Source organism: Stenotrophomonas sp. CFBP 13725, from assembly GCF_014841935.1.
GTDB lineage: Bacteria > Pseudomonadota > Gammaproteobacteria > Xanthomonadales > Xanthomonadaceae > Stenotrophomonas.
Map to the genome: position 1 here is coordinate 163,794 of NZ_JACYUV010000001.1, position 25,676 is coordinate 189,469.

The following is a 25,676-nucleotide window of genomic DNA, read 5'->3' on the forward strand; positions in this document are numbered from 1 at the left end:
GCACCTCATTCATGCGCCACCCACCCCTTGACGACCTGCGCGACGCGCTTGGAATCGGTTTTCACTGCTTCGCGTGCCATGCGCAGGCGCTCTTCATAGGAATCCACCGGCAGGGCCAGCGGTACGCTGCCCAGGCTGCTGCGGTCACGCTCCAGCGCGGGCAGGTCCATGTCATCGTCCACCAACTGCACGTCGGCGGTCAGCGGATCCTGTCCGAGCTGCGCCGGGCGCGGGCCGTTGCCGCTGATCGCGCGCAGTGCCGGACGCAGCACGCCGAACAACAGGGCCAGCACGACCACCGCACCCAGCAGCAGGCGCAGGCCATCCTGCACCCACGGCAGCTCCCACCACTTGGGACCTTCCACCGGAATGACTTCACGCACGAAGGGCGCGTTCATCACTGACACCGTGTCGCCGCGCTCGGCATTGAAGCCGACCGCCTGCTTCACCAGGCCCTCGATGCGGGTGAGTTCGGCGGCCGACAGTGCCTGCTCGGTCACTTTGCCGTTGGCACCGGGACGCGGGACGTTGTCCAGCAATACCGCCACCGACACGCGCTCGATGCGTCCGGCGGGTTGGCGGGTGTGCTGCAGGGTGCGGTCCAGTTCGTAGTTGCGGGTGGCGTTGCGCGAGGTTTCGGTCGGCGCTGCGGTCGCCGCCGCAGGCGCGGGCTGTCCCGGCGGTGCATTGCTGGCAGCCCCCGGCACGCCCTGCGGACCGGTTGCGGCGGTGGAATTTTCGCTGGTCTGCTCGCTGCGCACCTTGGCCGGCTCGCCGTTGTAGAGCTCGCGGGCTTCCTCGGTGGTGGAAAAGTCCATCGCCACGCTGACTTCCGGCTTGACCCGCCCCGGGCCGGTCATCGGCTCCAGCAGCTCACGGATGCGCTGGTTGAACGAGGTTTCCTGGCGGCGCACCTGCTCGAACTGTGCCGCATTCAAGGCCGCTTCGCTGTTCGGATCGGACACGCTCAGCATGCGCCCGCTCTGGTCGACCACGGTCACGCGTTCCGGGGTGAGGTCAGGGATGCTGGCGGCGACCATATGCACGATCGCGTCGACCTGACCGCGCTCCAGCTGCTGGCCACCGCGCAGTTCCAGCACCACCGACGCGCTGGCGACATCGCGCTGGCGGGTGAAGGCGCTGGGCTTGGGGATGGCCAGGTGCACGCGCGAATCGCGCACCGGACGCAGCGTGTTGATGGTGCGCGACAACTCGGTTTCCAGCGAATGCTGGTAGCGGGCGCTTTCCACGAACTGGCTGACGCCGAAGCCGGGATCGCGCTCCATCAGCTCGAAACCGAGGCGTCCGTTGTCGGTCAGGCCGGAGCTGGCCAGCTTCAGCCGCGCATCGTGCAGGTTCTTCTCCGGCACGGTGATGCCGCCGGTGGCCGCATCCAGCTCGAAGGGAATCTGCGCCGCGCGCAGCAGGTCGGTGGCTTCGGCGGTGGCCTTCTGGTCCAGGCCGGTGTACAGCGGCACCATGCCGGGCTTCTGCGACCAGAAGAACACCGCCAGGCCGGCGGCGACGGCGACGGCGATCATGGCCATCAGGCCGAGGCGGCGTGCGATCTGCAGGCTCTGCAGGCGATCAAACCACTGGCCGGCCTTCTCGCCGTTCAGTGCTTCCTTGGAAAGGGTGAGTGCCATGGGATGCGGTCCTTACAGCGGCATGTTCATCACGTCCTGGTAAGCCTGGACGAGACGGTTGCGGACTTCCACGGTGGCACGGAAGGCGATCTGCGATTGCTGCGAGGCGATCATGACCTTGGCCAGGTCGGCACCGGGCACGCCCAGTTCGAAATCACGCGCCAGCCCACCCGACTTCGCCTGTGCTTCGTTCACCGATGACAATGCGCCACGCAGGGTATCGCTGAAGCTGGTCGGCGCAGGGCCGCCGATGGCGGTTCCGCCCGGGATCGCATTGGTACGCGGCATCTCCGACAGCGGACTGGACAGCGGCTGGGTAGCCTGCGTCTGGAAGCTGCGGATCTGCGAAAGGATCGAGGTGACGGAGTGGCTCATGTGGCGCGATTCCATGGAACGGGAACAGGGAGTTGCCCTGGTGCCGATGCAAGCGCCGTGCCGGAACCGTTAATGTTTGCCGAACGTCTGCCGGGCAGGGAGGACAGCGCCTTTCTGTGCGCGCTGAAGGCGCTGTCCCCGGGAGACGTCGGAAATCCGGCGTCGGGTTTCCGCCTCCGTTCCGTCAATGCGGTTGCAGCGTCCACGTGCCGCCATTCTGGCGACGCTTCGGTGGGAGGGGACCGTCGAACTGGGTGAACACGAAGCGGCCCTGCAGGTCGGTCTGGCAGGTCAGCAGCAACTGGTAATGGCTGTCGCCCGCTTCAAACGCTTCGTGCATGTCGATCGCGGCGATGTTGGCGGCGATCCGCTGGTAGTGGTACGTGCCCTGATAGCGCAGGCGCGTGCCGAGTACGGTGAGCAGGTAATGGCCACCGCTGAAGTCGACCCGCACCATGCGGCCCGCATTCGGGTTGTCCGGTCGCCACAGCGGATCGGTGAGGTTGGTCAGGCGGCGGCTGTCGATGCTGCTGGGCATGCTGCAGCCGGGCGGCTGGGGCGGGGCGGCGACCGCAGCGTGGACCAGCAGGCAGGAGGCGAGGACAGAAGGCAGGATGCGCATGGAGCGGCTCCAGGAAGCGGAGTACCCAGCGTGTGGCGGAGGGGTCGCCGTGGCTCTCAGGAAATGTGCAAAGTGCGCGTTGTAGCGCCGAGCCGTGCTCGGCGGATGCCCGCCGCGAGCGGGTGAGGGAAGGCGCCGCTGCGCTCGCCGAGCGTGGCTCGGCGCTACCGGGTCGGTTCTTGCGCGATGCCGTTGTAGCGCCGAGCCGTGCTCGGCGGACGGGTCAGGTCGCGTCGCCGCTGCGCTCGCCGAGCGTGGCTCGGCGCTACCGGGTCGGTTCCTGCGTGCTGCGGTTGTAGCGCCGAGCCGTGCTCGGCGGACGGGTCAGCCGGTCATTTCCGGCTGATCGCGTTCGATGCCGTACTTGCGCAGCTTTTCCACCAGCGTGGTACGGCGCAGGCCGAGCAACTGGGCGGCGTGGGCGACGACGCCCTGGGTCCGTTCCAGTGCTTCATGGATCAGCGCCAGTTCGATGTTGGCCATGTGGTTGCGCAGGTCCAGGCCATCATCGGGCAACGCGGCCGGGGCGGCCGGCGCCGCGTGGGCGTGCTGGCCAGGCGCATGGAAGGAGAAGCTGCGCAGGTCCAGGCGCTCTTCACCTTCCGGCGCATTCGCCGCGACGGGCGCTGGCGGCGTGGCCACGGTCGGGATGTCGGCGCGGTAGCGCACCGGCAGGTCCTGCACGCGCACGGTGCCGCCCGGATGCAGCACGGCCAGGCGCTCCACCAGGTTGGTCAGCTCACGCACATTGCCTGGCCATGCATAGGCGGTCAGCGCCTGCAGGGCTTCGGGGGCGAAGCGCACTTCGCCGCGCCCGGTCCGCGCCAGCTGGCCGGCGATGGTTTCTGCCAGCGTCGGCAGATCCTCCAGGCGCTCGCGCAGGGCCGGTACGTCGATGGGAAACACATTGAGCCGATAGAACAGGTCCTCGCGGAACTTGCCATCGGCAATGCGGCTTTCCAGGTCGCGGTGGGTCGCCGCGATCACGCGCACGTTGCAGCGGATCGTTTCGTTGCCGCCCACGCGCTCGAAGCTGCGTTCCTGCAGCACGCGCAGCAGCTTGACCTGCATCGGCAGGCTCATATCGCCGATTTCGTCCAGCAGCAGCGTGCCGCCCTCGGCCATTTCGAAGCGGCCTTTGCGGGTGCTCAGTGCGCCCGTGAACGCCCCTTTTTCGTGACCGAACAGTTCGCTTTCCAGCAGGTCCGGCGGAATCGCGCCGCAGTTGATCGCGACGAACGGGCCGTCGCGTCGCGGCGAACGCTGGTGGATCGCACGCGACACCACTTCCTTGCCGGTGCCGGACTCACCCAGTACCAGCACAGTCGTATCGAACGCAGCGACCTGCTCGATCATCTGCCGCAGCGCGATGACCGCCGGCCCGGTGCCGGTGGGGCCCTGTTCCTGCACGGTGCCGGCCTGGTGTTCGGCATCCAGTCGCTTCAGGCTCGCGCGGCGCAGCAGTGCTTCCATCTGGGCATGGCGCAGCGGCGCTTCCAGCGGCCACACATTGGCCTCGTGCAGGCCATGGCGTCGCGCGAAGGCGGGCGCATCCCCGTCGATAAGCAGCACCGGCGGCGGCAGGCTGCTCTGGCCCAGCCACTGGTACAGCGAGGCACTGGAATCACTGTCGTCCAACTCGCCGACGATCACCGCCATCCAGTCGTTCTGGCGGTAACGGCCCGTGGAAAAATCCGCCGCGTCGGCGACCCAGCGCGGATTGAAATCCATGAACTCCAGCAGGGCGACGGTGTGCTCGGCGCGGACGGCATCATTGTCCAGCAGCAGGATCCGTGACTCGCTCATCTCAGTTTTCCTTCAGCCCTTCCAGAATCGGCATGACTTCCTGGATATAGGACAGCTTGCTGACGAAATTGTCGGCACCGGCGCGCAGGGCATGCTCGCGGTGTTCGGCATCGTCGAAGTGGCTGGCGATGACGATGTACGGCGCGTCATCCTGCGATTTGATCAGCCGCGTGGCCTGCAGTCCGCCCATCTCGGGCATGGCCAGGTCCATCAGCACGACCTTCGGGCGCAGGCTTTCCGAACGTTCTATGGCTTCCAGGCCGTTACCGGCGCTGCCGACCACGGCCAGCCATTCCACCTTGCGGAAGTGGCGCATGGCGGCATTGATGAAACCCTCGTGGTCATCCACCAGCAACACGGTCAGCTTGTTGTCCATTCCAGTTCGTCCTCAGCCCGTCCGGGCCATCAGCGGTTGCCGGACGGTCTGCCGGCGGCGTTCGCGGGCCGGAGCGATGTCCAGTTGTTCCCGGTATTTTGCAACGGTCCGGCGTGCGATGTTCACCCCTTGTCGCGCCAGCAGCCCGGCGATCGCCTCATCGGCCAGCGGCCGGCCGGCCGGTTCGGACTCGATCAGGCGGCGCACCATGGCTTTCACGGCCGCGCCGGACACGCTGGCTCCTTCCAGGCGCACTGCGAAGAAGTGCTTCAACTCGAAGGTGCCGCGCGGGGTCTGCAGGTATTTTCCGGTGGTAATGCGCGAAATCGTCGATTCGTGCATGCCGATCGCATCAGCCACTTCCTTCAGCGTCAGCGGTGCCATGGCCTCGTCGCCACGGGTCAGGAAGGCGGCCTGGCGCTCCACGATCACCCGCGCCGTGCGCAGCAGGGTGTCATGGCGCATCGACAGCCCGCGGGTCAGCCAGCGCGCTTCAGCCAGCATTTCGCGCATCGCCGGGCTGGCGTCGGGGCAGTCTGCCAAGGCCTGTTCATAATCACGGTTGATACTCACGCGGCGGCTGCCACGGGTGTTCAGGGCGACGCGCCACTGTCCGTCAGCGTGCCAGGCACTGACATCCGGCACCACGGTGGCATTGCTTTCCGGCAGCAGGCTGTCGCCCGGGCGCGGCTGCAGGGAAAGGATCAGCCGAACCGCCTCGCAGATGTCCGCTACGTCGGCATCGCATGCGTTGGCCAATGCGGCGTAGTCGTGGACGGCGAGCAGATCCAGCGGCCCGCGCAGGATGCGGCGTGCCAGATGGCGGGCCGCGACCGTGCCCGGCAGCGCATCCAGCTGTGCCAACAGGCACTCGGCCAGGTCCTGCGCGGCCATGCCGGCCGGGTCACCGTGCAGCAGGCGCTGGCGGACCGCTTCCACTTCCGTGGCCGGGATGTCCAGATGGGCGCTGGCCAGCAGGTGCAGTTGCGCCAGCGGCGCGCCCAGATAGCCGGCGTCGTCGCAATGCTCCAGCCAGAAGGCGGCAACGGCCAAGTCGCGCTCGTCCAGTTCCAGCGCCAATGATTGCAGCACGCGCAGCTGGGGATCGCTGGAATGGCCGGCAGCGATGCGCGACATGCGGTCATCGTCGCCGTCCTGCCAGCTCGCGCCGGGCACGTCCCACATGCCGCTGTCGGGCAGTTCGTCGAAGGCCGCCGTCTCCAGCGAGGCCTCCGGTCCGGCGGGGCCATCCGCTGCCGATTCGCTGGCTTCTTCGATTTCCAGCAACGGGTTGTTTTCCAGGGCGCGCTGGATTTCCTGCTCCAACTGCAGGCCGTTGAGCTGCAACAGGCGGATCGACTGCAGCAATTGCGGCGTCAGGTGGAGGTTCTGGCCCAGCTGGACATTGAGTGCGGCTTTCATCTGCATTCCCCGTCGCCATCCCCGGCGCGTTATGGAACACATCTTGCTTGTAGGCACGACGGGGTGTAATCGGGGCGTTCCTTAGGGCCTTCGTGCATCTCCTGACGCTGCGTCAGGAAAACCCCTACATCGCAACCGAATTCCGTCGCGTATCGAGGCTAAGTGCCTGAATGTGCGTTGCGAGCGACCGCAGCGTCGGGCCTTCGGGCACGCTCATCCTGTCGGGGTGACGGGAAAGCGACGCCGGCGATCAGCCCAGGTCGGTCTGATGGCGGGCCGCCATCAGCACCAGATCGTTCGCGCGGCGGCAGCCCAGCGATTCCATCATCCGGGCGCGATGGGTCTCGACGGTCTTCACGCTGATGCCGAGGTCGGCCGCCATTTCCTTGTTGCTCTGGCCGGCGCCGATACGACGCAGGATCTCGCGCTGGCGCGGCGAGAGGGCAGCGACGCCGACCGGCTTTTCCCGGCCTCCGAGCAGCGGGGCGAGCATCTTCGCGGAGATCTGCGGGCTGAGGAAGACCTGTCCGGCATGGGCGGCGCGCAATGCCAGCTCCAGTTCGGCCGGCGCCGCATCCTTGACCACGAAGCCTACCGCGCCGCGGTCGAGGGCATCGCGCACGTGGGCAGCGTCGTCGTGCATGGTCATCATCACCACGCGTGAGCCAGGCGCCCGCAGCAGAATATCGCTGAGTGCTTCCAACCCGCTGCGACCGGGCAGGGATAGATCCATCAGTACGACGTCGGGGGCCTGCTGCAGGGCCTGCTGCAGGGCCTGTTCTGCGTTGCTGGCCTCGGCCACCACGTGCACGTCAGCGAATCCCTGCAGCAGCCGGCCCAAGCCAGCACGAACTAGGGTGTGGTCGTCGACGATCAGAACGCGCAAGGGCAGCAACTAAGGGCAGGAGAGCGCCCACCTTAACGGACCGGGGCCGGGCAGCCAATAGCGACAGGTCGGGATAGCGACGGCCGTCGCGGAACGGTATGGAGCCGTTGTCATGCTGGCCGCGAGCGGGGTGCCGTTGTAGCGCCGAGCCGTGCTCGGCGGAATGCTGACCGCGTGCGGGTGACGAAAGGCGCCGCTGCGCTCGCCGAGCGTGGCTCGGCGCTACCGGGTGGGTCTCGTGCGGGGTGCGGTTGTGGCGCCGAGCCGCGCTCGGCGGAATGCTGGCCGCGTGCGGGGTGACGGACCGTGCCGCTGCGCTCGCCGAGCGTGGCTCGGCGCTACCGGGTCGGTTCGTGCGTGATGCGGTTATGGCGCCGGGCGCGTGCGATCAGCGGTGACGGCGGGCGTCGGCGATCTGTCGCCGGTGCATCCGGAACAGGTGGCGTTCCAACGCCAACTCCAGGCCTTCGCCCAGTTCGCTGAAACGCAGCCACAGGTAATGCCCGCCGGCGCCGTTGGCCGCCTCTGCCACCACTTGGACCGGCAGATCAACATGATCAGGGAGCCAGTCGCTGGGCTGCAGGCGGACCACGCCTTGGCTGCCGATGGCCGCCCCGCTGCGCGGACCCAGCTGCAGGCGAATGCCGCGCCGTGACCAGCGCAGGGGGCGCAGGGGCAGGGCATCACCCTGCTGACGCACCAGACGGCCCACCAGAACCAGCACCAGGTCCAGCTTCGCTTCGATGCGCTGCTGGGCCAGGTTGGTCTCGCCGCGGTCGTCCTTGTCTTCGGCCCGACTGTCTTCCACCAGTGCCACGCTGCGCAGCAGCTGTTCGGCAACCGATGCACGCACCACGCCGCTGCCACGCAGGAAGTCGGCGGGCAGGTCGACGTCGCAGCTGAGCGTCTCGTCGAACAGCTCGCTTTCGGCCGGATGGTGGATCAGGGGCGCGGCGGGATCGTTCATGCCAGCGATTCTGCCTTCAGGTAGGCATGGGCGGCGCGAAGGGAGCGCTTGCCCTGGTTGATATGCGCTGCCGCTTCGTCGCGAAGCTGCACCATGCGGCCCATCACCTTGGCCTGGTGGGCCAGCAGGGCGTGGATGGCCTCGTCGGTAGGCCGCTCCACGGCCATCGACAGACCGGCGACCGCTTGCAGATGTTCGCTCATCAGCCGCTCGCTGTAGGCATGGTCACCCACCGGCAACGCTGCTTCCAGCGTGTCCAGCGCGGCGTGCAGTGGCTGCAGCGAGGCGATGTTCATGGCGCGCCAGCGCCGCGGATCTGGCGCTGGTCGGCAGGAATGGCGCTCCATGCCGAATCGATTTCAACCATCAGCCCCAGCGCGTCCTGCAGTGCGACAGGATCGTTGTTGAGGTTGGCTTCGGTGAGCCGCACGATCACGAACTCGTACAGGGCCGACAGGTTGCCGGCGATCTCGCCGCCGGCTTCATGGTCCAGCGAGCCGTCCAGGTGACCCACGATCGAGCAGGCCTCGCCGATCGCTTTGCCCTTGCGTGCCTGGTCGTTGCGCTGCAGCGCGGCCTCGGCGGTGCGGATGCGTTCGCAGGCACCGGACAGCAGCAGCGCCACGAGCTTGTGCGGGTCGGCATCGACAACGGACGTGCTGACGCCGACCTTGCGGTACTGCTCGGCGAACTGCCGGTTTGTGGCGTACATGTATCAGTCTCCTGGGGTGCCATCGTGCCTGCGCTCCCAACAGGTGAGCGGGGGACAGCACCGGTGTTTCAATGGTATCGGCGGTGGGGCCGGTGAACTTGAGGGATGCGGATCAGCTGTTGCTGGCGAACTGCTGGGACAGCGAGTTGCTGGCGCTCTGCATCTGCGTCACCAGGCCTTCCATCGCGGTGAATTGCTTGGTGTAGCGGTCTGACACTTTTTCCATGCGGGCATCCAGGTCATCCAGCTGCTTCTCCAGCGCCTTGATTTCCTTGTTCAGCGAATTGGTGCGCTGGGTGATGCTGCCGGTGGTGGCATCCAGATTGCTCTTCAGCAGGGCGGTCATCGACTTGCCGATGCTGCCTTCGGCGCCGAACAGCGACTTGGCCGCTTCGGGATCCTTGGCGATGGCCGTGTCCAGCTTCGCGGCATCCAGGCTCAGGCTGCCGTCGGCGGCGATGGTGACGCCCAGTGCTTTCAGGTCGTTGACGTTGCCGCTGAGCTGGTTGCGCAGCTGCTGCTGCAGGCCGCGCACCATCGCATCGCCGGTGAGGGTCGCGGCGGTGCCGGTTTCGGCGTTGTACGCGCTGGAACTTTTCAGCGTGCTCTGCACCGAGTTGTACGCCGTGATGAACGAGGTGAGATTCGTCTTCAGCGTGCTGTTGTCCGGTGTCAGCGTCAGCGTCTGCTTTTTGCCTTCCTCGGCTTTGGTCAGGGTCAGGCTGACGCCCGGGACCAGATCGGTGATGGTGTTCGAGCTGGACGTGCGGGTAAAACCGTCCACCACCACCACGGCATCCTTGGCGGCGACCATCTCGGTCATCTTCGACGTGCCGGCGGGATCGTGCGCCAGGTCGGCCAGTCCGCCGTTGCCGCCTGTCGTGCTGATCGTCAGGGCGCCCTTGCTGCCGGCATCCACCGCGCTCAGCACCAGGTGCTGGCCGTCATCGGCGGTGATCACCGCAGCGGTCACGCCCTTGCCACCGGCCGCGGTGTTGATCGCCGCGGCGATGTCCGTCAGTTTCGAGCCGGCCGGAATGGTGACATCGATGGTTTTGTCGCCGTAGCCGATGCTCAACGCACCGTCACCGACGATGGCGTCCTTCTCGTACGCCTTGGTACTCAGCTTCTGGTTCTGCGCCAGCGATTTGACTTCGATCTCATGCGTGCCGGCTGCCGGTTTGCCGGCGGTGGCGCTGGTATCGATGGTGGCACTGAAGTTGGATTCGGTCGGGGTGCTGGTCTTCAAGCCGGGCGTGGCGACGTTGCGTACCAGCGTACTCAGCGCGCTCTGCAGGCTGGTCATGCCGCTCTTGATCGTACCCAGCGCGGACACTTTCGCCGTTGCAGCCGTGCCCGCGGTGTTGATCTGGTTCTCCCTGGGGGCGCGTTCACTGGCGACGAGCCGGGAGACCAGGCTGGCGATATCGAGGCCGGAGCCGATGGTGCCGAGGGACATGGGAAGATCCTTGTGCTGGGGTGGCCCGCGCCGATGCCATGCATCTGCTATCGGCCGCCACGGGGCGAGCTTGAGCGCTGCTGCGCTGCCCGGTGCGATGCAAGCCCTGTGCCAGCGACCGCCCTTGGCGGATCACACAAACGAAGAAGGGGGCTTTCGCCCCCTTCTTCTTTACACCGTGTTGCGTGCCGCCGGGATCAGCGCAGCAGGCTCAGCACGTTCTGGCTGGACTGGTTGGCCTGGGCCAGCATGGCCGTACCGGCCTGCTGCAGGATCTGGTTGCGGGTCAGCTCAGCGGTTTCCGAAGCGTAGTCGGTATCGCGGATGCGGCTGCGGGCAGCGGACATGTTCTCCGAGGAGGTGCTCAGGTTGGCCACCACCGAGGTGAAGCGGTTCTGCACGGCGCCGAGGTCGGCACGCGAGGAGTTGACCGAGTTCAGCGCAGCGTCCATTGCCTTGATGGCGTTGTCCGCACCGGATACGTCGGAGATGTCCAGGTTGGCGAAGCCGGTGTCGGCCGTGCCTGCAGCCCAGGCACCCGCTGCGCCGGCCGAGGAACCCGCGGTCAGGCCGGTCTGTGCGGTCAGTGCGGTGGCATCGGTGCCGGTGGCGGTGGCCACGGTCACGTCGCCGTCAGCGCCGGTCAGCACCAGCTTGCCGGCATCCAGCGAAGCGGACACGCCGGTGTTGTAGCTCTGGCTGTTGATCGACTTGACCAGCTCGTCAGCGCGCTGTGCGGAGCTGCCGGCAGCGGTGAAGTTGATGGTCGCCGAGCCCTTCGAACCGGTCAGCGTGAAGCTGCCAGCGGAGAAGGTGTTGGCGCCAGCAGCGCCGGCCGGGGTCTGTGCGGCAACGGTGACGTCGGTAACCGCGTTGCTGAAGTTGTCGATGACAACGGCAGCGGCACCGGTGTTGGACAGGGCGATGTTGTTGCCATTGACCGTCGCCAGGCCGGTCGCTTCACCGTTGATCGCAGCCGCCACGGCGGTTGCCAGACCTGCTGCGTCACGACCGACTTCGGCGGCGACTTCGACTTCGGTGCCATTCACGTCGAAGGTGAAGGCCACTGCGGCATCAGCAACGCCGGACAGATCGAGTGCACCGGTACCTGGGGTAGCAGCGCCGCCTGCACCTGCTGCGCCGGCCGGCGCTGTGCCGGTGACCTTGGCAGCGGTGTCGACCTTGTTCCAGTTGCCCAGCGAGGCGATGTTCGCATTGGCGATCTGGGCGATGTCGATCGTCTGGCCCTGGTCGGCGCCGATCTGGAAGGCCTGGCTCTGGAAGCTGCCGTCGAGCAGCTTGGTGCCGTTGAAGTTGGTCTGCTCGGCGACGCGCTGGATTTCAGCCTTCAGCAGCTGCACTTCCGAGTTCAGCGCCTGACGGTCGGAATCGGAGTTGGTGGCGTTGCGCGACTGGACGGCCAGTTCGCGGATACGCTGCAGGTTGTTGCCGATTTCGCCCAGGGCGCCTTCAGCGGTCTGCGCCAGCGAGATGCCGTCGTTGGCATTGCGGGCAGCCTGGTTCATGCCGCGGACCTGCGTGGTGAAACGCTCGGAGATCGCCAGGCCTGCCGCGTCGTCCTTGGCACTGTTGATGCGCAGGCCCGAGGACAGGCGCTGGATCGAGGTGGCGAGGCTGTTGCCGCTGGTGCTCAGGTTGCGCTGTGCATTGAGCGACATGGTGTTGGTGTTGATGACTTGTGCCATGGTGCGGTTTTCCTTTTTGGCAGTGGGTCCGGCAGATCAGCCTGGCCGGTAACGGGGGCAGTGGATGGGCGCCCCCGTGGGGGTGTGCTGCCGCTGCTGAAATCAATAACGGCACTCCCTGCCCAGCCTTTAGCCAAACGTCAACATTTTTTTCGTGATGGCCGTGGCGCGGCATGCCTCGCGGGTGCATCCAGCACGTAAAAGGCCCCGCCAGTTGTCTGGCGGGGCCTTTGGGTGCTGCGTTTGCTGCGGCAATCCGCCGAGCATGGCTCGGCGCTACCGGGCAGGGCGGTATTACGACTGCAGCAGGCTCAGTACGTTCTGCGGCACCTGGTTGGCCTGCGCGAGCATCGCGGTACCGGCCTGCTGCAGGATCTGCGCGCGGGTCAGTTCAGCGGTTTCGGTCGCGTAGTCGGTGTCACGGATGCGGCTGCGTGCGGCCGACATGTTCTCCGAGGAGGTGGTCAGGTTGGCGATCGTCGAGCTGAAACGATTCTGCACGGCGCCCAGGTCGGCACGCGAAGAGTTGATCGAGGTCAGCGCGGCATCCATTGCGTTGAGCGCATTGTCAGCGCCCAGCGTGGAGGTGATGTCCAGGTCGGCAAAGCCTGACTTCGGACCACCGGCGGCCCATGCGCTGCCGATCGCGCCTGCGGCGGTGGTGCCTGCGGTCAGGCCCGTCTGGTCGCCCAGGGTGGCACCGCCGGCAACGGTGAAGTCGCCACTCTGCGAAGCGAGCAGCAGCATGCCATTGCTGTCCAGCGAGGCGGTGACGCCGGTGTTGTAGCTCTGGTCGTTGACCGCCTTCACCAGATCGCTTGCGCGCTGGCCACTGCCGCCGGCAGCGGCGAAGTTGATCGTGGCCTCGCCCTTGGCGCCGGTCAGGGTGAAGCTGCCCGCGGAGAACGTGGCAGTGCCGGCAGCGGCCTGGGCGCCCACCGTCTGCGTGCCAACGCCGTTGGAGAAGTTGTTGAGCACCACCGGCGCAGCCGTGGTGTTGCTCAGCGCGACGTCGTTTCCATCGGCGACGGCCAGGCCGGGGCGAATGGTGTTGATCTGCGCAGCGACTGCTGTCGCCAGACCTTCCGCATCACGGCCGGTGCCAGCGGGGACGGTGACCTGGGTGCCGTCCACCTGGAAGGTGAACGTGGCATCCGGATCGGTGGCGGCCGCCAGGCTGAGCGTGGCCACGCCCGGGGTGGCCGCGCCACCGCCGCCGGTGCCGATCGGCGTGATGGCAGTGAACGTGGCGGAGGTATCCACCTGGTTCCAATTGCCGAGCGCCTTGATGTTGGCATTGGCGATCTGCGAGATGTTGATCGTCTGCCCTTGGTCGGCACCGATCTGGAACGCCTGGTTGGTGAAGCTGCCGTCCAGCAGGTTGGTGCCGTTGAAGTTGGTCTGCTCGGCGACGCGCTGGATTTCAGCCTTCAGCAGCTGCACTTCGGCGTTCAGCGCCTGGCGGTCCGAATCGGAGTTGGTGGCGTTGCGGGCCTGCACGGCCAGCTCACGGATGCGTTGCAGGTTGTTGCCGATCTCGCCCAGCGCGCCTTCTGCGGTCTGTGCCAGCGAAATGCCATCGTTGGCATTGCGCGCGGCCTGGTTGATGCCGCGGATCTGGGTGGTGAAGCGCTCGGAGATCGCCAGGCCCGCCGCGTCATCCTTCGCACTGTTGATGCGCAGGCCCGAGGACAGGCGCTGGATCGAGGTGGCCAGCGAGTTGCCGCTGGTGGAAAGGTTGCGCTGGGCGTTCAGCGACATCGTGTTGGTATTGATGATCTGTGCCATGGGGCGTCTCCGTGGGTTGCTCGGGTCAGGTGATAGAGGCGCGCTCAGGGCGCCCGGTTGAAGGTCAGCGGATACTGTTGAACAGGGACATCGCCTGCATCTGGCTGAAGATCGTCTGCGCGGCCTGCAGGGCCGCGTTTTCGAGCTTGTACTGGCCGATGGCATCGGCGTAGTCCAGATCACGCAGGGTGGAAAGGGTGGATTTGACGGTTACAGCAGTGGCTTCGCGTGCACTGGCGGCGTCGTCGATGGCGGCCAGCTGGGCACCGCCCTTGGCACGTGCATCGATCATGGTTTCCGACGCGCGGGTGATGTCGCGCATGCTCGACTGCAGCAGGTTCTGCATGCCGGTGCGGTCGGCGGCGGTCTGTGGATCGGATTCCAGCGCGGCCACCAGGGTGTCCAGCGTGGCGAAGATGTCGCGCGAACTGGAGGCCACCACACCGAAGCTGTCGCCCGCAGCGGGCACTCCCTCGATGCGCAGACGCACGCCGCCCACCACGATGTCTTCGCCTGATGCGTGGGTGCCGGTGGCCACCACCGCGCCGGCGTCATCCAGCACTTCATAGGCACCGGCGCCTGCCGCGGTGAAGCGCACGTTGAGCGCGCCACCGGTCCAGGCATCGCTGCCGTCACGACTGACCGAGGTCAGCAGGCCACTGCCGGTGTTGCCGGTGGCGGCGCCCGCGTCGACGGTGCCGTCGCCGGTGCGGATGCGCATGAAGATCTCGCTGCCGGGCAGGGCGTCGTTGACCAGTTGGCCCGGTGCCACTTCCACCTGGCGCTGGGTCTGGTCACCGTTGTAGCTGACCACGCCGCCGGCCTTGAGGAAGGGCGCATCCGAATCGTTGCTGCCGCCGAACAGGTAGCGTCCGCTGCCGTCCTTGCTGTTGGCCAGCGACAGCAGGCTGTCCTGGATGGTCTTGAGCTCGCTGACGATGGCCTTCAGATCGGTGTTGCCGGGCACCGGCGTATTCGCCTGGATGGTCAGCTCCACCGCGCGGGTCATCAGTTCGTTGGCCTGGGCCAGCGCGTTTTCCTGCAGGCCCAGGCGGTTCTGTGCGTTGTTCGCGTTCTTGCCGAGCTGTTCCAGCCCGGCCACCACGCGATCCAGACCGACGGCGGTGCCGGCAGCGACCGGATCGTCCTTGGCCGACACGATCTTGCTGCCGGTGGCGATCTGCTGCTCCAGGTGGTTGATCTTGGACTGCTTGCCCAGCATCAGCGAAACCGACTGGCTGAACATCATCCCGGTGGAAATACGGTCATTCATCGCGAGACGGCTCCGAGGATGGTCTGGAACATGGTGTCGGCGGTGGAGATCAGCTGCGAGGCAGCCTGGTAGGCCTGCTGCAGGCGGAGCATGTCGGCTGCTTCTTCGTCGAGGTTCACCCCGGACACCGAATCACGCGCGGCCTGCGCCTGGTCGGTGATGACCTGCTGCGCATCCAGCGAGTACTGCGCCGAGCGGGCGGCCGCGCCGACCTGGGTGGTCAGGCCACCAAGGGCACCGTTCAAGGTGACCGTGCCGCTGTTGAAGGTCTTTGCGTTCTCGACCTTGGCCAGTGCCAGCGCGTTGCTGTTGTCCGACGAGCCGGCCCCGACCGGGGTGATGTTGAAGGTGTCGCCCGGCTTGGGCGCGCCATCCAGCACGAAGCTCCAGCCGTTGGCGCTGATGGTCTGGCCGGCGGTGTAGGCGAACGGGCCGTCACCGTTGATGGTGTACTGGTTGTTGGCGGTGAAGACGATGGCTGCCGGATCGCGCAGCGCGCCGTTGGCCGCATCGGCGACCTTGACGTCGGTCAGCTTGCCGCTGCCGGTATTGGCGGTCGCGGCGGTGCCCTTGATCGGCGCGGCAGCGGCGAGCCGCGACGGATCGGTGATCGCCACGCTCATGCTGCCGGCCACGTTGGCGGTGGGCTGCAGCAGGAAGCGGTCATTGGCCGCAGGCGTGCCACCGACCACCAGCGCAACGCCGTTGATCACCAGCGGATCGGCGGCGCTGCCGCTACCGGTCAACGGCAGGCTGGCGCCGGTGTCGGCCCGGTTGGCCTGCCACTGGGTGCCATCGAAGCGCAGCACGATGTTCTGTGCGTCCAGCTTGGACAGGTCACCGAAGCTGGCCTGGATCGTGGCGCTGCCGGTGTTGCTGGTGTTGTTGGTCACCCGCGGCGAGCCGATGTTGAACAGGTCCGAGCCCATCTGGCCGTACAGGTCCACGCCGTTGCGATGGGTCTCGTTGAAGGTGCTGGCCAGGCCGATCGCCAGCTTGCCGAGCTCGGCCTGCGCCGGCGTCAGCACGGTCTCGCGGAACTCCATCAGGCCACCGACCTGGCCGCCCAGCGCCTTGGAATCCAGCACCACCTTCGCGCCCTGGGTTTCCAGCGCCAGCTGCAGGCGCTCGGGCTGGTAGGCATCGGTGACAGTGGTGATTCTGCTGGCGGTCGCACCGACCACCAGCGCCTGGCCGCCGGCGGTGTAGACGTTCATGAAGCCGCCGTCCTGGATCACCGCGTTGCCGCCGGTGTACCCCACCAGGCTGGCGATCAGCTGGTCGCGACGGTCGAGCAGGTCCGGTGCGGCGTTGGCGGCATTGCTGCCGATCGCCCCGTTGATCTGTGCGACTTCGGCCGCCAGTCGGTTGATCTCGGTCGCCGCGGCACTGATGCCGTTGTTGACCTCGCTGTTCAGGCTGTCCAGGCTGGTATTGAGCTGGCGGAAGCGGTTGGCCAGCGTATTGGCGCTGTCCAGTACGTTCTGCCGGTCGGCGGTAGCCGACGCATTGGACGACAGCCCACTGACCGAGTCGAAGAAGTTCGACCACACCCCGGCGACGTTCGTCGAGGCTTCGGAAAACAGCGAGTCCACGCGGTCCGCCATGGTCGACAGCTGCTTCAACCGCGCCAACTCACCACTGCCGTCCAGCAGGCGCGAAATGGCCAGCTGATCGGCGACGCGGCGGATGTCGGCGATGCGCGTGCCGCTGCCTACGGTGCCATACCCCATCTGTTGCGGATCGGCGGTGGCGAAGTCCACGCGCTGCCGGCTGTAGCCCACCGTATTGATGTTGGCTACGTTGTGGCTGGTGGTCGCCAGGGCACGCTGGAAGGCGAGCAGGGCGCTGGTACCGGTGGAGAGCACGCTGGTCATAGGGGTCCTCAGCGACGGGCGATGCCCAGCGCTGCCTGGGCAGTGCTGGCGAAGGTGCGACCCAACTGCGCGCCGGCATCGCCGATGGCGGCTACCGCGCGTTCGATGGTCGGGCCACCAGCAATGCTGGCGATCTTGTTGGCATACGACGGGTCGGTCGCATAGCCGGCCTGCTGCAGCCCGCGCGCGAAGCCGCGTACGTCGGTACCGGCCTGCAGGGCCTTCTGGTAACGCGGGTTGGTCTTCAGCAGGCGCACGTAGTCGGCGAAGCTTTCCGCTGGCGAACTGTAGCTGCGGAAGCTGGCCGTTTCGTTGCGGCGCGCGCCGTCGACGTATTCGTGGGTGCCTACCGTGGCGCGGTCACCGCTCCAGCCGGTGGCCTTGATGCCGAACAGGTTGTGCGCGCTGCGGCCATCGCCATGGGTGATCTGGCGCTTGCCCCAGCCGGTTTCCAGCGCCGCCTGTGCAACCAGCGCACGCGCGTCCACGCCGAGTTCCTTGGCCGCGGTCTGTGCGTGCTGCCAGATGCCGGCGACGAAGCCTTCCGGTGTGTGCGAGCCCAGCCGCGCCACGGCCGAACTGCTGGCCAACGTGTCGATGGCCGACGGTCCGGTGCCGCGGTTGGTCGCGGTGGCCGACCACTGGTCTTCAGCCGCGACCGGTGCAGTCGCCGCCAGCGCCTGCGATGCGTACGGATCACTGCTGCCCAGGGCCTGATGCAGGCTGCTGCTGTCACGGCCGGCGATCAGGTCCAGCGTCTGCTCCATCGGCTGCAGCATCCGCGGCGAGGTGCCGGCGGCCATCTGCTGCAGCATGCGCACGGCCTGGTCGGCATCATCGAGCGGCATGGGCGGTGCGCTGGGGGCGGGCGCATTGAGCTGGTACGCGCGGGTGGCGTCGGCCGGCTTGATCTGCGGGTCCAGCGCCGGGCCGACGCCGTCCGTGCCGGAAAGCTGGCGCGTGATCACCGCAGACAGACCCAGTCCCTTGCCGCGCGTCATCGCTTCGGCGATCTTCTGGTCGTACATCTCGCGGAACATGGCGTTTTCGCCGGGAAACAGCGAATCGCCGAAGCTGGCCTCGCGCATGCTCTTGACCATCATCTGCGCGAACTGACCTTCAAGCTGGCGCGCGACCTTGTCGACCTGGGCCGGGTCGGTTCGCTGTGCTGGATTGAGTTCGAAGGCCGGCTGGATGCGCATGTCAGATGACCTCGAGCTCGGCGCTCAGCGCACCGGCCTGCTTGAGGGCTTCCAGGATCGCGATCAGGTCACCCGGTGCGGCGCCCACGGCATTGACCGCGTGCACGATTTCATCCAGCGAGGTGCCGCCGTTGAACTTGAACATGCGGCTGCCCTCGTTGGTGGCGGTGATGGTGGACTGCGGGGTCACCACGGTCTGGCCGCCGGCCAGCGCATTGGGCTGGCTCACGTTGCTGCCTTCCTGGATGGTCACCGTCAGCGAGCCGTGCGAAATGGCTGCTGCGCCCACGCGCACCTGCTGGCCGATCACCACGGTGCCGGTACGCGCGTTCACCACGACCTTGGCTGGCGCGCTGCCCGGCGTGAGTTCAAGACTCTCGATGCGGGCCAACAAGCCGATGCGGGCACCGGGGTCGGTCGGCGACTGCACCGCGACCGTGCCGCCATCAACGGCGCGGGCGACGTTGTCACCGAAGGCGTTGTTCAATGCCGCGACCATGCGCGACACGGTGGTGAAGTCGTTCTGGTGCAGGTTGAGGGTGATCTCGCCGGAGGCGCCGAACACATCCGGCACCGCGCGTTCGACGGTGGCGCCGTTGGGAATGCGGCCGACGCTCGGCACGTTGACCGAAACGCGGGAACCATCGCGCCCCTGCGCGCCGAAGCCGCCGACCACCAGGTTGCCCTGGGCGATCGCATAGACCTGGCCGTCGGCTCCCTTCAGTGGGGCCATCAGCAGCGAGCCACCGCGCAGCGACACCGCATTGCCGATCGACGACACGGTGATGTCGATCGGCTGGCCGGGTTTGGCGAAGGGCGGCAGCTCGGCGTGGATGGCCACGGCTGCCACGTTCTTCAACTGCGGATTGACGTTCGACGGAACATTGACGCCCAGCTCGCCCAGCAGGTTCTTCAGGCTCTGCACGGTGAACGGGGCTTGGCTGGTGCGGTCGCCGCTGCCGTCCAGGCCGACCACCAGGCCGTAGCCGACCAGCGCATTGCCGCGCACGCCGCCGACCTGGGCGATGTCTTTGATGCGCTCAGCGTGCGCGGGCAGCGCGGCGGCGGCAACGGCCAGCGCGGCGACCAGCAGGCGAGCGGGGAAAGAGGTAAGGGTCATGGCAGGCATGCTCAGAACGGCGCCAGGCCGGAGTTGAAGAAGCGGCTCAGCCAGCCCATGGCATTGGACTGGGCGACCGCGCCACGACCGCCGTAGACGATGCGGGCATCGGCAACGCGGCTGGAAGGAATGGTGTTGTCCGGGCCGATGTCGGCGGCGCGCACGATGCCCTGTACCTGCACCAGTTCGTCGCCCTGGTTCAGACGCAGGTTCTTCTGCCCCTGCACGACCAGGTTGCCGTTCGGCAGTCGCTGCATCACCGTGACGGTTACGTTGCCCTGCAGGCGGTTGCTCTGCGCGCTGTTGCCACGGCCGGTGAAGTCACGCGAACCGTTCGCGGTGGCCGACAGAATGTCCTTGCCGCCCAGGGTGACCGGCGCGCCGAAGATCGTCGGCGTCCCGATGGCCAGCTCGGACTCCTTGCTGGTGGCGGTGTTGGCGCTCATCTGCGCCTGGGTGTTTTCCAGCAGGGTGATGGTCAACAGGTCGCCCACGTCGCGCGCACGACGGTCCGAATACAGCTGCAGTGACGGGCCGGCGGCGTAGATCGCGCCGGCGGTAGCCTGCGACTGCGGCGGCATCACCGGCTGCACCGGCAGCATCGCCGGGTAGGGACGCACGTCGCCGGCGATCACGCAGCCGCCCAGCAGCGCGATGGCGGCGGCAGCAAGGGACAGGCGGGCGAGGGAGGCGGGAAGCAGCATGATGGCAGTCCGGTCAGACGTTGTTGTTGAGGTAGCCGAGCATCGAGTCGGTGGTCGAAATCGCCTTGGCGTTCATTTCATAGGCGCGCTGGGTTTCGATCATCGACACCAGCTCTTCGACCACGTTGACGTTGCTGCCTTCCAGCGCACCCTGGACGACGTTGCCCAGGCCGTTGAGACCGGGGTTGCCGTTCTGCGCGGGGCCTGACGCGGTCGTTTCCAGGTACAGGTTTTCGCCGCGGGCCTGCAGGCCTGCCGGATTGATGAAGTCGGTCAGCGTGAGCGCGCCGATCTCCACGGTGGCCGCGTCGTCGGCCATCTTCACGCTGACGGTGCCGTCGGTGCCGATGGTCAGCGTCTGCGCGCCTTCCGGGATCTGGATGCCGGGCTGCACGGGGTAACCGCTGTTGGTGACCAGCTCACCGTCCTGGTTGACCTTGAACGAACCATCGCGGGTGAACGCGGAGCTGCCGTCGGGCATCGACACTTCGAAGAAGCCGCGTCCGTTGACCATCACGTCCAGCGCGCGACCGGTCTGCTGCTGGCTGCCCTGCTCGAAGTTCTTCGCCGTGGCGACCACGCGCACACCCGTGCCCAGCTGCAGGCCGGTCGGCAGCTGGGTCTGCGCCGACGAGGCGCCACCGGGCTGACGCACCTGCTGGTACAACAGATCCTCGAAACTGGCACGGTCCTGCTTGAAGCCGGTCGTGTTCGTATTGGCGAGGTTGTTGGACACCACCGACATGCGCGTCTGCTGCGCGTCCAGTCCGGTCTTGGCGATCCACAGTGCCTGGTTCATGGTCAGTTCCTCTGCTGGTTGCCCGCGCCGACGTGGTCGGGGCGGATGACCTGCGACAGGCGCAGGTGCTTCACAGGGGGTACTGCAAGCGGCGTGCCATTGCGGCGCGCCGGATTTCCGTCATCTGTCGGCGGGTCAGCCGTTCAGGCGCAGCAGGCTGTTGGCGCTGCGTGCGTTCTCGTCGCCGTGCTTGATCACCTTGACCTGCATTTCGTACTGGCGCTGCAGCTGGATCATCTGCACCAGCGCGCCGGCGGCATCCACGTTGCTGCCTTCCAGCTGGCCGCTCTCCAGGGCCTTGCCCTGGGTCTGCACGAACGGCTGCTGCGGATCGGTATTGCGGAACAGGCCGTCCAGGCCACGCTCCAGCCGCGCATCGTCGGCGGCCACGACCTTGATCCGGCCGACCACTGCCATCGTCTGCGGGCCTTCCCCCAGCGGAATGATCGAGATCGTGCCGTCATTGCCGATCTCCATCGCCTGGTGGGGCGGGATGGCGATCGGGTTTTCGTTCTCATCCAGCACCGCATGGCCGCCGGCGGTGACCAGCTGGCCATTCGGCGTCAGTGACAGGGCGGCGCCACGCGTATAGGCCTCGCCGCCGCCGGGTGCCTGCACGGTCAGCCAGCTGCCGGCCTGCAGTGACAGGTCCAGCGGGTTGCCGGTGATGTGCTGGGCGCCCATGCGGCGGTTGAACCCTGCATCCACGTGCACGGCGTCCACCCGCGAGGCGAAGCCCGGTCCGCGGATCGGGAACGCTTCGGTGTTGGCCAGTGCTTCCTTGAAGCCAGGCGTATCGGTATTGGCGATGTTGTGTGACAGCGTGCCCTGCGCCTGCAGGGAAGCGCGCGCACCGGTCATCGCGACGTAGAGGGCCTTGTCCATCGTGGAAGCTCCGTGCTGCGGTCAGTCGGCCATCATCAACGGATGTTGATGATGGTCTGGGTGACCTGGTCCTGGGTGCTGAGCATCTGCGAGTTGGCCTGGAAATTACGCTGGGCCACGATCATGTTCACCAGCTGCTCGGTGAGGTCCACGGTGGACGATTCCAGTGCGCCGGCCTGGATCTTGCCCAGGTCCGACGAGTCCGGCGCCGAGGTGCGCGGCGAACCGGAGGCGAAGGTCTCCACCCACATGTTGTCGCCGGTGGACTGCAGGCCCTGTGCGTTGTTGAAGTTGGTCAGGGCGACCTGGCCCAGTGCCTTGTCATCACCGTTCGAGTAACGCGCGAACACCACGCCCTGCTCGGACACGCTGATCTCGTTGAGCTTGCCGGCCGCGTAGCCGTCCTGCTGGAAGTTGCGCAGAGCGAACTTTTCGCCGTACTGGGTGGAGCCGGCCACGTCCAGGGTCAGGTTGAGCTGGCCGGCACCGGTGGCGGGGGTGAAGCCATCCAGCGTGATGCGGCCGTTCGCCGGGGCGACCAGGGCGCCGCTTTCGCTGAACTGCAGCGTGCTCGGTGCGCCGGCGGCCTGGCCGTCCACATAGTTGTACACCTGCCATTCGTTGGCGGTGGCGCCCTTGACGAAGTAGGAGGTCTGCGTATGGCTGACACCCAGCGAGTCGTACACGGTCACGCCGCCGCTGGACTGGCTGTAGCTGTTCGAGTCGGTGGGATCGAACGGCGTCACGGTCGGCTGGGTGCTGTTGGCGGGCAGGGTGAAGGCCAGCTGCACGTTACCGGTCTGCTTGGGCGGGCTGTCGGTGGTCAGCAGCTGCAGGTCGGTCAAGCGTCCGGAATCGAAGGTCGTGCCATCGGCATTGGGGGTGAACACCTGCAGGCGCGCACCGGCCGGGTTGACCACGAAACCCTGCGCGTCAGTCTGGAAGTTGCCGGCGCGCGAATAGGCGCGCTGGCCGTTGACGCTCATGGTGAAGAAGCCTTCGCCCGACACGGCCAGATCCAGGCTGCGACCGGTCTGCGAATTGTTGCCCTGGCTGAACTGCTGGGCGACGTTGGACACGCGTGCGCCCGAACCCACCGCATTGCGCGACAGGCCGTAGCTGGTGGCCGAGAACAGGTCGGCGAATTCAGCGCGCGACTGCTTGAAGCCGGTGGTGTTGACGTTGGCGACGTTGTTGGCGGTGACACTGAGGTCGGTGTTGGCGGCGTTGATGCCGGACAGCGAGACGTTGAAAGCCATGGTGGACTCCTCGTTGAAGCGGTCTGGGGGCTCAGCTGATGCGGAGCACGTAATCGATCGGGGCGGCGCCCAATCCCTTGAGATTCAGGTACAGCCCGTCGGAACCGACGGTCACGCTTTCCACCGGCGCTTCCACGTACGTGCCGAGCTTGGTTTTCGCCCCGGCGGTGTCGGTGTGGTTGGCCACCAGCGAGTAGTTGCCCGGCGGCAGGCGGTTGCCGCTGCTGTCCTTGCCGTCCCACACGAAGTTGGTCTCACCGGCTGCGGCGGCCTCCACCGTGATCTGGGCCACCTTCAGGCCGTTGGCATCGGTGATGTCCACGTTGATCATGCCGGCGCTCGGTGCAGCCACCAGGCCACCGACGGTACCCTCGCTTTCCAGCACCATCTTCTCCGAAGGCACCAGCACGTCGTGACCGACCAGCGCGGCGCCGCGCAATACCTGGTCGCTGGCCATCGAGGTCTGGAAACCCTTGACCGTGGTGTTGAGGTCGGTGATGCCCTGCACGGTCGACATCTGTGCCATCTGCGCGACCATCTGCGTGTTGTCCATCGGCTTCAACGGATCCTGATGCTGCAGCTGCTCGGTCATCAGGCGCAGGAAATCGGCCTGCTCCAACGTGTCTTTCTTCTTGCTGGCGCTGCTGTTGGGCGAGTTCAGGCCGAGCGCGGAGTAGACATCCTGGCTGGACTGGGTGGTGATGGCGGTGCTCATTGGGTTCGTCTCCGGGGCGCGCGTCAGCGGCCCATGGTCAGCGTGGCGAGGGCCAGTTCCTTGGCGGTACCGAGCATTTCCACGCCGGCCTGGTAATTGCGTGAGGTAGAGATCAGGTTGACCATCTGCGCCACCGGATCCACGTCGGCCTGGTAGATGTAGCCGTCGCCATCGGCCAGCGGATGGCCGGGTTCGTAGCGTTTGATCGGGGCGGCGTCGCTCTGCTGGATCTCCTTGACCTGCACCGAGGTGACATTCGGGTCGGTGCGGCTGGTGACTGCCTGGAAGATCGGCTCCAGCGGCTTGTACACCGCCTCGGGCGAGCCGGCGACCGAATCGGCGTTGGCCAGGTTGGAGGCGATGGTGCTCATGCGCACCGACTGCGCCTGCAGGGCAGACCCGGCGATGTCGAAGATGGGGAGATTGCTCATGGCTTATTGCCCTGTGATCGCGGTGAGCATGGAGCGCACCTTGGATTCGACGAAACTCAGCGAGGCGCGGTATTCCAGCGCGGCGCGGCCGTAGGCGGCGCGCTCGGCATCGGGGTCGACGGTGTTGCCGTCGAGGTTGGGCTGCACCCCTTCGCGGCTGATCTGGAACGGGTTCAGTCCGTTGCCGATGGCCAGGTGCTGTTCGTTGGTGGTGCTCATCAGGCCGTTGCCGGCCTGCCCCTGGGCGCTGCGCAGGGCGGCATCGAAGTCCATGTCCTGGGCCTTGTAACCCGGGGTGTCAGCATTGCCGAGGTTGCTGGCGATCAGCTTCATGCGCTGCTCGCGCAACGGCATGGCCTGGGCGTGGACACCCAGGTAGTCGGAAATCAGGTTGGACATGGCGCGCTCCCACGGAACAGTGCCGGGAAAGCTGCAAGCCCCGTGCCAAAGCGGCGGCGTTGGGCCGAGGGCGGGGCGGCGGGCAGGCCTGAGCAGGACACGCCCGGTAGCGCCGAGCCATGCTCGGCGGGGGATGCCGGGATTCCACGGTCATGGAGGGCTTCGGCGGCGTGCTGCGGCTATGCGTGGGAGGCGTGGGGCGGTCAGGCAGGGCAGGGTGGCGCCGCGCGATGCTCTTCGGCCTGGAGAGGGGTGTCAGGCGGCCTGGGCGACCTTGCGCAGGCGATCGAGGACGAAATCGGCGAGTTCGTGCGGTGAGTACTTGGCGACGAAGGCGTTTGCGCCCACGCGTTCGACCATCGCGTTGTTGAACACGCCCGACAGGGAGGTGTGCAGCAGCACGTACAGGCCGGCCAGTCCCGGGTGGCGCCGGATTTCCGTCGTCAGGGTGTAGCCGTCCATCGCGGGCATCTCGATGTCGGAGATCACCATCGCGTACCGCTGGGCGGGGTCTTCACCCGCCGCGTGGATCTGCAGCAGGTGGTCCAGTGCCTGCTTGCCATCGGACAGCAGGGTCGCGCCCACGCCGAGCTGGTCCAGCACGCTGCGGATCTGCTGCCGGGCGACGCGCGAGTCATCCACCACCAGCACCTGCATCTGCGGACCGTCGGCCGGCATGGCCAAGGCCGGGTCCAGCACCGCTTCGCTGCGGGTGCCGGCGATGTCGGCCAGCACGCTTTCCACGTCGATGACCTGGATGAGCTCGCCCTGGAAGCGGGTGACAGCCGTCAGGTAGCTGGATTCGGCGCCCAGTTCCGGCGGCGGGTGGATGTCCTGCACGGCGATGTTGACGATGCGCTCCACCCCGCTGACCAGGAAGCCCTGGATCGAGCGGTTGAACTCGGTGACCACCAGATAGCCGGGGCCATCGGCATTGTCGCGCTCGGGGTGACCGATGGCCACGCCCAGGTCCAGCACGGGCACCGAGCGGCCCCGCACATCGGCCACCCCGGAGAACTCGCTGGGCAAGCCGGGCACCTGGAACAGCTCCGGTCGGCGCAGTACTTCCTGCACCTTGAACACATTGACGCCAAAAAGCTGGCGTCCGCCAAGCCGGAACAGCAGCAGCGCCAGGCGGTTGTGGCCAGCCAGGCGGGTACGTTGATCGATGCGGTTGAGCAGGTCATGTGACATGGGAGAGGTATCGGCGCTGGCGGTCCTTACTTGAGTCGTCGTGCGTGCGTGAT

At 66.9% G+C, this 25,676-nt stretch carries 25 protein-coding genes; all 25 read right to left on the reverse strand.

All coding sequences use genetic code 11. From position 1 onward, the window contains the following. Positions 1 to 5: 5 nt before the first annotated feature. The 25 genes from fliF to IFT65_RS00785 all read right to left on the reverse strand — a co-directional run bounded on the left by fliF (position 6) and on the right by IFT65_RS00785 (position 25,623). Entirely contained in the window at positions 6 to 1,646 is a 1,641-nt protein-coding gene (fliF, locus tag IFT65_RS00665; RefSeq protein ID WP_188324113.1) for a flagellar basal-body MS-ring/collar protein FliF, read from the reverse strand. A 12-nt stretch (positions 1,647 to 1,658) separates the two neighbouring features. Then, the gene (fliE, locus tag IFT65_RS00670) at positions 1,659 to 2,021 is read right to left on the reverse strand and encodes a flagellar hook-basal body complex protein FliE (RefSeq protein ID WP_188324112.1); all 363 of its coding nucleotides are present in this window, start codon (positions 2,019 to 2,021) and stop codon (positions 1,659 to 1,661) included. Between the two features lie 184 nt (positions 2,022 to 2,205). Then, entirely contained in the window at positions 2,206 to 2,643 is a 438-nt protein-coding gene (locus IFT65_RS00675) for a hypothetical protein (protein WP_192079333.1), read from the reverse strand. A 324-nt stretch (positions 2,644 to 2,967) separates the two neighbouring features. Continuing rightward, positions 2,968 to 4,449, reverse strand: coding sequence for a sigma-54 dependent transcriptional regulator (locus IFT65_RS00680; RefSeq protein WP_192079335.1), 1,482 nt, complete (start codon positions 4,447 to 4,449; stop codon positions 2,968 to 2,970). 1 nt (position 4,450) lies between these two features. Further along, a complete protein-coding gene (locus tag IFT65_RS00685) occupies positions 4,451 to 4,825 on the reverse strand; it encodes a response regulator transcription factor (RefSeq protein ID WP_188324109.1) in 375 nt (124 codons plus the stop codon). A 12-nt stretch (positions 4,826 to 4,837) separates the two neighbouring features. Then, positions 4,838 to 6,247 (reverse strand): RNA polymerase factor sigma-54, encoded by a 1,410-nt coding sequence (rpoN, locus tag IFT65_RS00690; RefSeq protein ID WP_192079337.1) that lies wholly within the window; start codon positions 6,245 to 6,247, stop codon positions 4,838 to 4,840. A gap of 250 nt (positions 6,248 to 6,497) precedes the next feature. Continuing rightward, complete coding sequence (locus IFT65_RS00695; RefSeq protein ID WP_192079339.1) at positions 6,498 to 7,133, reverse strand: response regulator transcription factor; 636 nt, start codon at positions 7,131 to 7,133, stop codon at positions 6,498 to 6,500. A gap of 388 nt (positions 7,134 to 7,521) precedes the next feature. Then, positions 7,522 to 8,100 (reverse strand): PilZ domain-containing protein, encoded by a 579-nt coding sequence (locus IFT65_RS00700; protein WP_188324107.1) that lies wholly within the window; start codon positions 8,098 to 8,100, stop codon positions 7,522 to 7,524. Next, the gene (locus IFT65_RS00705; protein ID WP_188324106.1) at positions 8,097 to 8,396 is read right to left on the reverse strand and encodes a hypothetical protein; all 300 of its coding nucleotides are present in this window, start codon (positions 8,394 to 8,396) and stop codon (positions 8,097 to 8,099) included. Before IFT65_RS00705 ends, IFT65_RS00700 begins: the two co-directional genes overlap by 4 nt. Then, on the reverse strand, positions 8,393 to 8,812 hold the full coding sequence (gene fliS / locus IFT65_RS00710) for a flagellar export chaperone FliS (protein ID WP_188324105.1): 420 nt from the start codon (positions 8,810 to 8,812) through the stop codon (positions 8,393 to 8,395). The genes IFT65_RS00705 and fliS overlap by 4 nt, the downstream gene beginning before the upstream one ends. Before the next feature lie 112 nt (positions 8,813 to 8,924). Further along, positions 8,925 to 10,271: a flagellar filament capping protein FliD gene (gene fliD, locus IFT65_RS00715; protein ID WP_192079341.1), complete on the reverse strand. Its 1,347-nt coding sequence runs from the start codon at positions 10,269 to 10,271 to the stop codon at positions 8,925 to 8,927. Between the two features lie 197 nt (positions 10,272 to 10,468). Next, the gene (locus IFT65_RS18895) at positions 10,469 to 11,977 is read right to left on the reverse strand and encodes a flagellin (protein WP_192079343.1); all 1,509 of its coding nucleotides are present in this window, start codon (positions 11,975 to 11,977) and stop codon (positions 10,469 to 10,471) included. A gap of 294 nt (positions 11,978 to 12,271) precedes the next feature. Then, positions 12,272 to 13,765 carry a flagellin gene (locus IFT65_RS18800; RefSeq protein WP_192079345.1) on the reverse strand — a complete coding sequence of 498 codons (1,494 nt, stop codon included), beginning with the start codon at positions 13,763 to 13,765 and terminating at the stop codon, positions 12,272 to 12,274. 64 nt (positions 13,766 to 13,829) lie between these two features. Continuing rightward, positions 13,830 to 15,038 carry a flagellar hook-associated protein FlgL gene (flgL, locus tag IFT65_RS00730; protein ID WP_192079348.1) on the reverse strand — a complete coding sequence of 403 codons (1,209 nt, stop codon included), beginning with the start codon at positions 15,036 to 15,038 and terminating at the stop codon, positions 13,830 to 13,832. After that, a complete protein-coding gene (gene flgK, locus IFT65_RS00735) occupies positions 15,035 to 16,915 on the reverse strand; it encodes a flagellar hook-associated protein FlgK (RefSeq protein ID WP_192079349.1) in 1,881 nt (626 codons plus the stop codon). Before flgK ends, flgL begins: the two co-directional genes overlap by 4 nt. A gap of 8 nt (positions 16,916 to 16,923) precedes the next feature. After that, positions 16,924 to 18,117: a flagellar assembly peptidoglycan hydrolase FlgJ gene (gene flgJ, locus IFT65_RS00740; RefSeq protein ID WP_192079351.1), complete on the reverse strand. Its 1,194-nt coding sequence runs from the start codon at positions 18,115 to 18,117 to the stop codon at positions 16,924 to 16,926. A gap of 1 nt (position 18,118) precedes the next feature. Then, a complete protein-coding gene (locus IFT65_RS00745) occupies positions 18,119 to 19,237 on the reverse strand; it encodes a flagellar basal body P-ring protein FlgI (protein WP_192079353.1) in 1,119 nt (372 codons plus the stop codon). An 11-nt stretch (positions 19,238 to 19,248) separates the two neighbouring features. Further along, positions 19,249 to 19,944, reverse strand: coding sequence for a flagellar basal body L-ring protein FlgH (gene flgH / locus IFT65_RS00750; RefSeq protein ID WP_192080066.1), 696 nt, complete (start codon positions 19,942 to 19,944; stop codon positions 19,249 to 19,251). Positions 19,945 to 19,954: 10 nt separating this feature from the next. After that, positions 19,955 to 20,740, reverse strand: coding sequence for a flagellar basal-body rod protein FlgG (gene flgG, locus IFT65_RS00755; RefSeq protein ID WP_188324097.1), 786 nt, complete (start codon positions 20,738 to 20,740; stop codon positions 19,955 to 19,957). A gap of 135 nt (positions 20,741 to 20,875) precedes the next feature. Further along, positions 20,876 to 21,625 carry a flagellar basal body rod protein FlgF gene (locus tag IFT65_RS00760; RefSeq protein ID WP_192079354.1) on the reverse strand — a complete coding sequence of 250 codons (750 nt, stop codon included), beginning with the start codon at positions 21,623 to 21,625 and terminating at the stop codon, positions 20,876 to 20,878. A gap of 35 nt (positions 21,626 to 21,660) precedes the next feature. Beyond that, complete coding sequence (gene flgE / locus IFT65_RS00765) at positions 21,661 to 22,884, reverse strand: flagellar hook protein FlgE (RefSeq protein WP_192079355.1); 1,224 nt, start codon at positions 22,882 to 22,884, stop codon at positions 21,661 to 21,663. Between the two features lie 31 nt (positions 22,885 to 22,915). After that, the gene (locus tag IFT65_RS00770) at positions 22,916 to 23,599 is read right to left on the reverse strand and encodes a flagellar hook capping FlgD N-terminal domain-containing protein (protein ID WP_192079357.1); all 684 of its coding nucleotides are present in this window, start codon (positions 23,597 to 23,599) and stop codon (positions 22,916 to 22,918) included. A 23-nt stretch (positions 23,600 to 23,622) separates the two neighbouring features. Next, positions 23,623 to 24,030 (reverse strand): flagellar basal body rod protein FlgC, encoded by a 408-nt coding sequence (gene flgC, locus IFT65_RS00775; RefSeq protein ID WP_188324093.1) that lies wholly within the window; start codon positions 24,028 to 24,030, stop codon positions 23,623 to 23,625. Positions 24,031 to 24,033: 3 nt separating this feature from the next. Further along, entirely contained in the window at positions 24,034 to 24,429 is a 396-nt protein-coding gene (flgB, locus tag IFT65_RS00780) for a flagellar basal body rod protein FlgB (protein ID WP_188324092.1), read from the reverse strand. 255 nt (positions 24,430 to 24,684) lie between these two features. Beyond that, positions 24,685 to 25,623 carry a chemotaxis protein gene (locus IFT65_RS00785; protein ID WP_192079358.1) on the reverse strand — a complete coding sequence of 313 codons (939 nt, stop codon included), beginning with the start codon at positions 25,621 to 25,623 and terminating at the stop codon, positions 24,685 to 24,687. Positions 25,624 to 25,676: the final 53 nt, after the last annotated feature.

Bases quoted from the DNA above. Each gene is read 5' to 3' on its own strand.
- fliF (WP_188324113.1), bottom strand. From the start codon at position 1,646: ATGGCACTCACCCTTTCCAAGGAAGCACTGAACGGCGAGAAGGCCGGC.
- fliE (WP_188324112.1), bottom strand. From the start codon at position 2,021: ATGAGCCACTCCGTCACCTCGATCCTTTCGCAGATCCGCAGCTTCCAG.
- IFT65_RS00675 (WP_192079333.1), bottom strand. From the start codon at position 2,643: ATGCGCATCCTGCCTTCTGTCCTCGCCTCCTGCCTGCTGGTCCACGCT.
- IFT65_RS00680 (WP_192079335.1), bottom strand. From the start codon at position 4,449: ATGAGCGAGTCACGGATCCTGCTGCTGGACAATGATGCCGTCCGCGCC.
- IFT65_RS00685 (WP_188324109.1), bottom strand. From the start codon at position 4,825: ATGGACAACAAGCTGACCGTGTTGCTGGTGGATGACCACGAGGGTTTC.
- rpoN (WP_192079337.1), bottom strand. From the start codon at position 6,247: ATGAAAGCCGCACTCAATGTCCAGCTGGGCCAGAACCTCCACCTGACG.
- IFT65_RS00700 (WP_188324107.1), bottom strand. From the start codon at position 8,100: ATGAACGATCCCGCCGCGCCCCTGATCCACCATCCGGCCGAAAGCGAG.
- IFT65_RS00705 (WP_188324106.1), bottom strand. From the start codon at position 8,396: ATGAACATCGCCTCGCTGCAGCCACTGCACGCCGCGCTGGACACGCTG.
- fliS (WP_188324105.1), bottom strand. From the start codon at position 8,812: ATGTACGCCACAAACCGGCAGTTCGCCGAGCAGTACCGCAAGGTCGGC.
- fliD (WP_192079341.1), bottom strand. From the start codon at position 10,271: ATGTCCCTCGGCACCATCGGCTCCGGCCTCGATATCGCCAGCCTGGTC.
- IFT65_RS18895 (WP_192079343.1), bottom strand. From the start codon at position 11,977: ATGGCACAAGTCATCAACACCAACACCATGTCGCTCAATGCACAGCGC.
- IFT65_RS18800 (WP_192079345.1), bottom strand. From the start codon at position 13,765: ATGGCACAGATCATCAATACCAACACGATGTCGCTGAACGCCCAGCGC.
- flgL (WP_192079348.1), bottom strand. From the start codon at position 15,038: ATGAATGACCGTATTTCCACCGGGATGATGTTCAGCCAGTCGGTTTCG.
- flgK (WP_192079349.1), bottom strand. From the start codon at position 16,915: ATGACCAGCGTGCTCTCCACCGGTACCAGCGCCCTGCTCGCCTTCCAG.
- flgJ (WP_192079351.1), bottom strand. From the start codon at position 18,117: ATGCGCATCCAGCCGGCCTTCGAACTCAATCCAGCACAGCGAACCGAC.
- IFT65_RS00745 (WP_192079353.1), bottom strand. From the start codon at position 19,237: ATGACCCTTACCTCTTTCCCCGCTCGCCTGCTGGTCGCCGCGCTGGCC.
- flgG (WP_188324097.1), bottom strand. From the start codon at position 20,740: ATGAACCAGGCACTGTGGATCGCCAAGACCGGACTGGACGCGCAGCAG.
- IFT65_RS00760 (WP_192079354.1), bottom strand. From the start codon at position 21,625: ATGGACAAGGCCCTCTACGTCGCGATGACCGGTGCGCGCGCTTCCCTG.
- flgE (WP_192079355.1), bottom strand. From the start codon at position 22,884: ATGGCTTTCAACGTCTCGCTGTCCGGCATCAACGCCGCCAACACCGAC.
- IFT65_RS00770 (WP_192079357.1), bottom strand. From the start codon at position 23,599: ATGAGCACCGCCATCACCACCCAGTCCAGCCAGGATGTCTACTCCGCG.
- flgC (WP_188324093.1), bottom strand. From the start codon at position 24,030: ATGAGCAATCTCCCCATCTTCGACATCGCCGGGTCTGCCCTGCAGGCG.
- flgB (WP_188324092.1), bottom strand. From the start codon at position 24,429: ATGTCCAACCTGATTTCCGACTACCTGGGTGTCCACGCCCAGGCCATG.
- IFT65_RS00785 (WP_192079358.1), bottom strand. From the start codon at position 25,623: ATGTCACATGACCTGCTCAACCGCATCGATCAACGTACCCGCCTGGCT.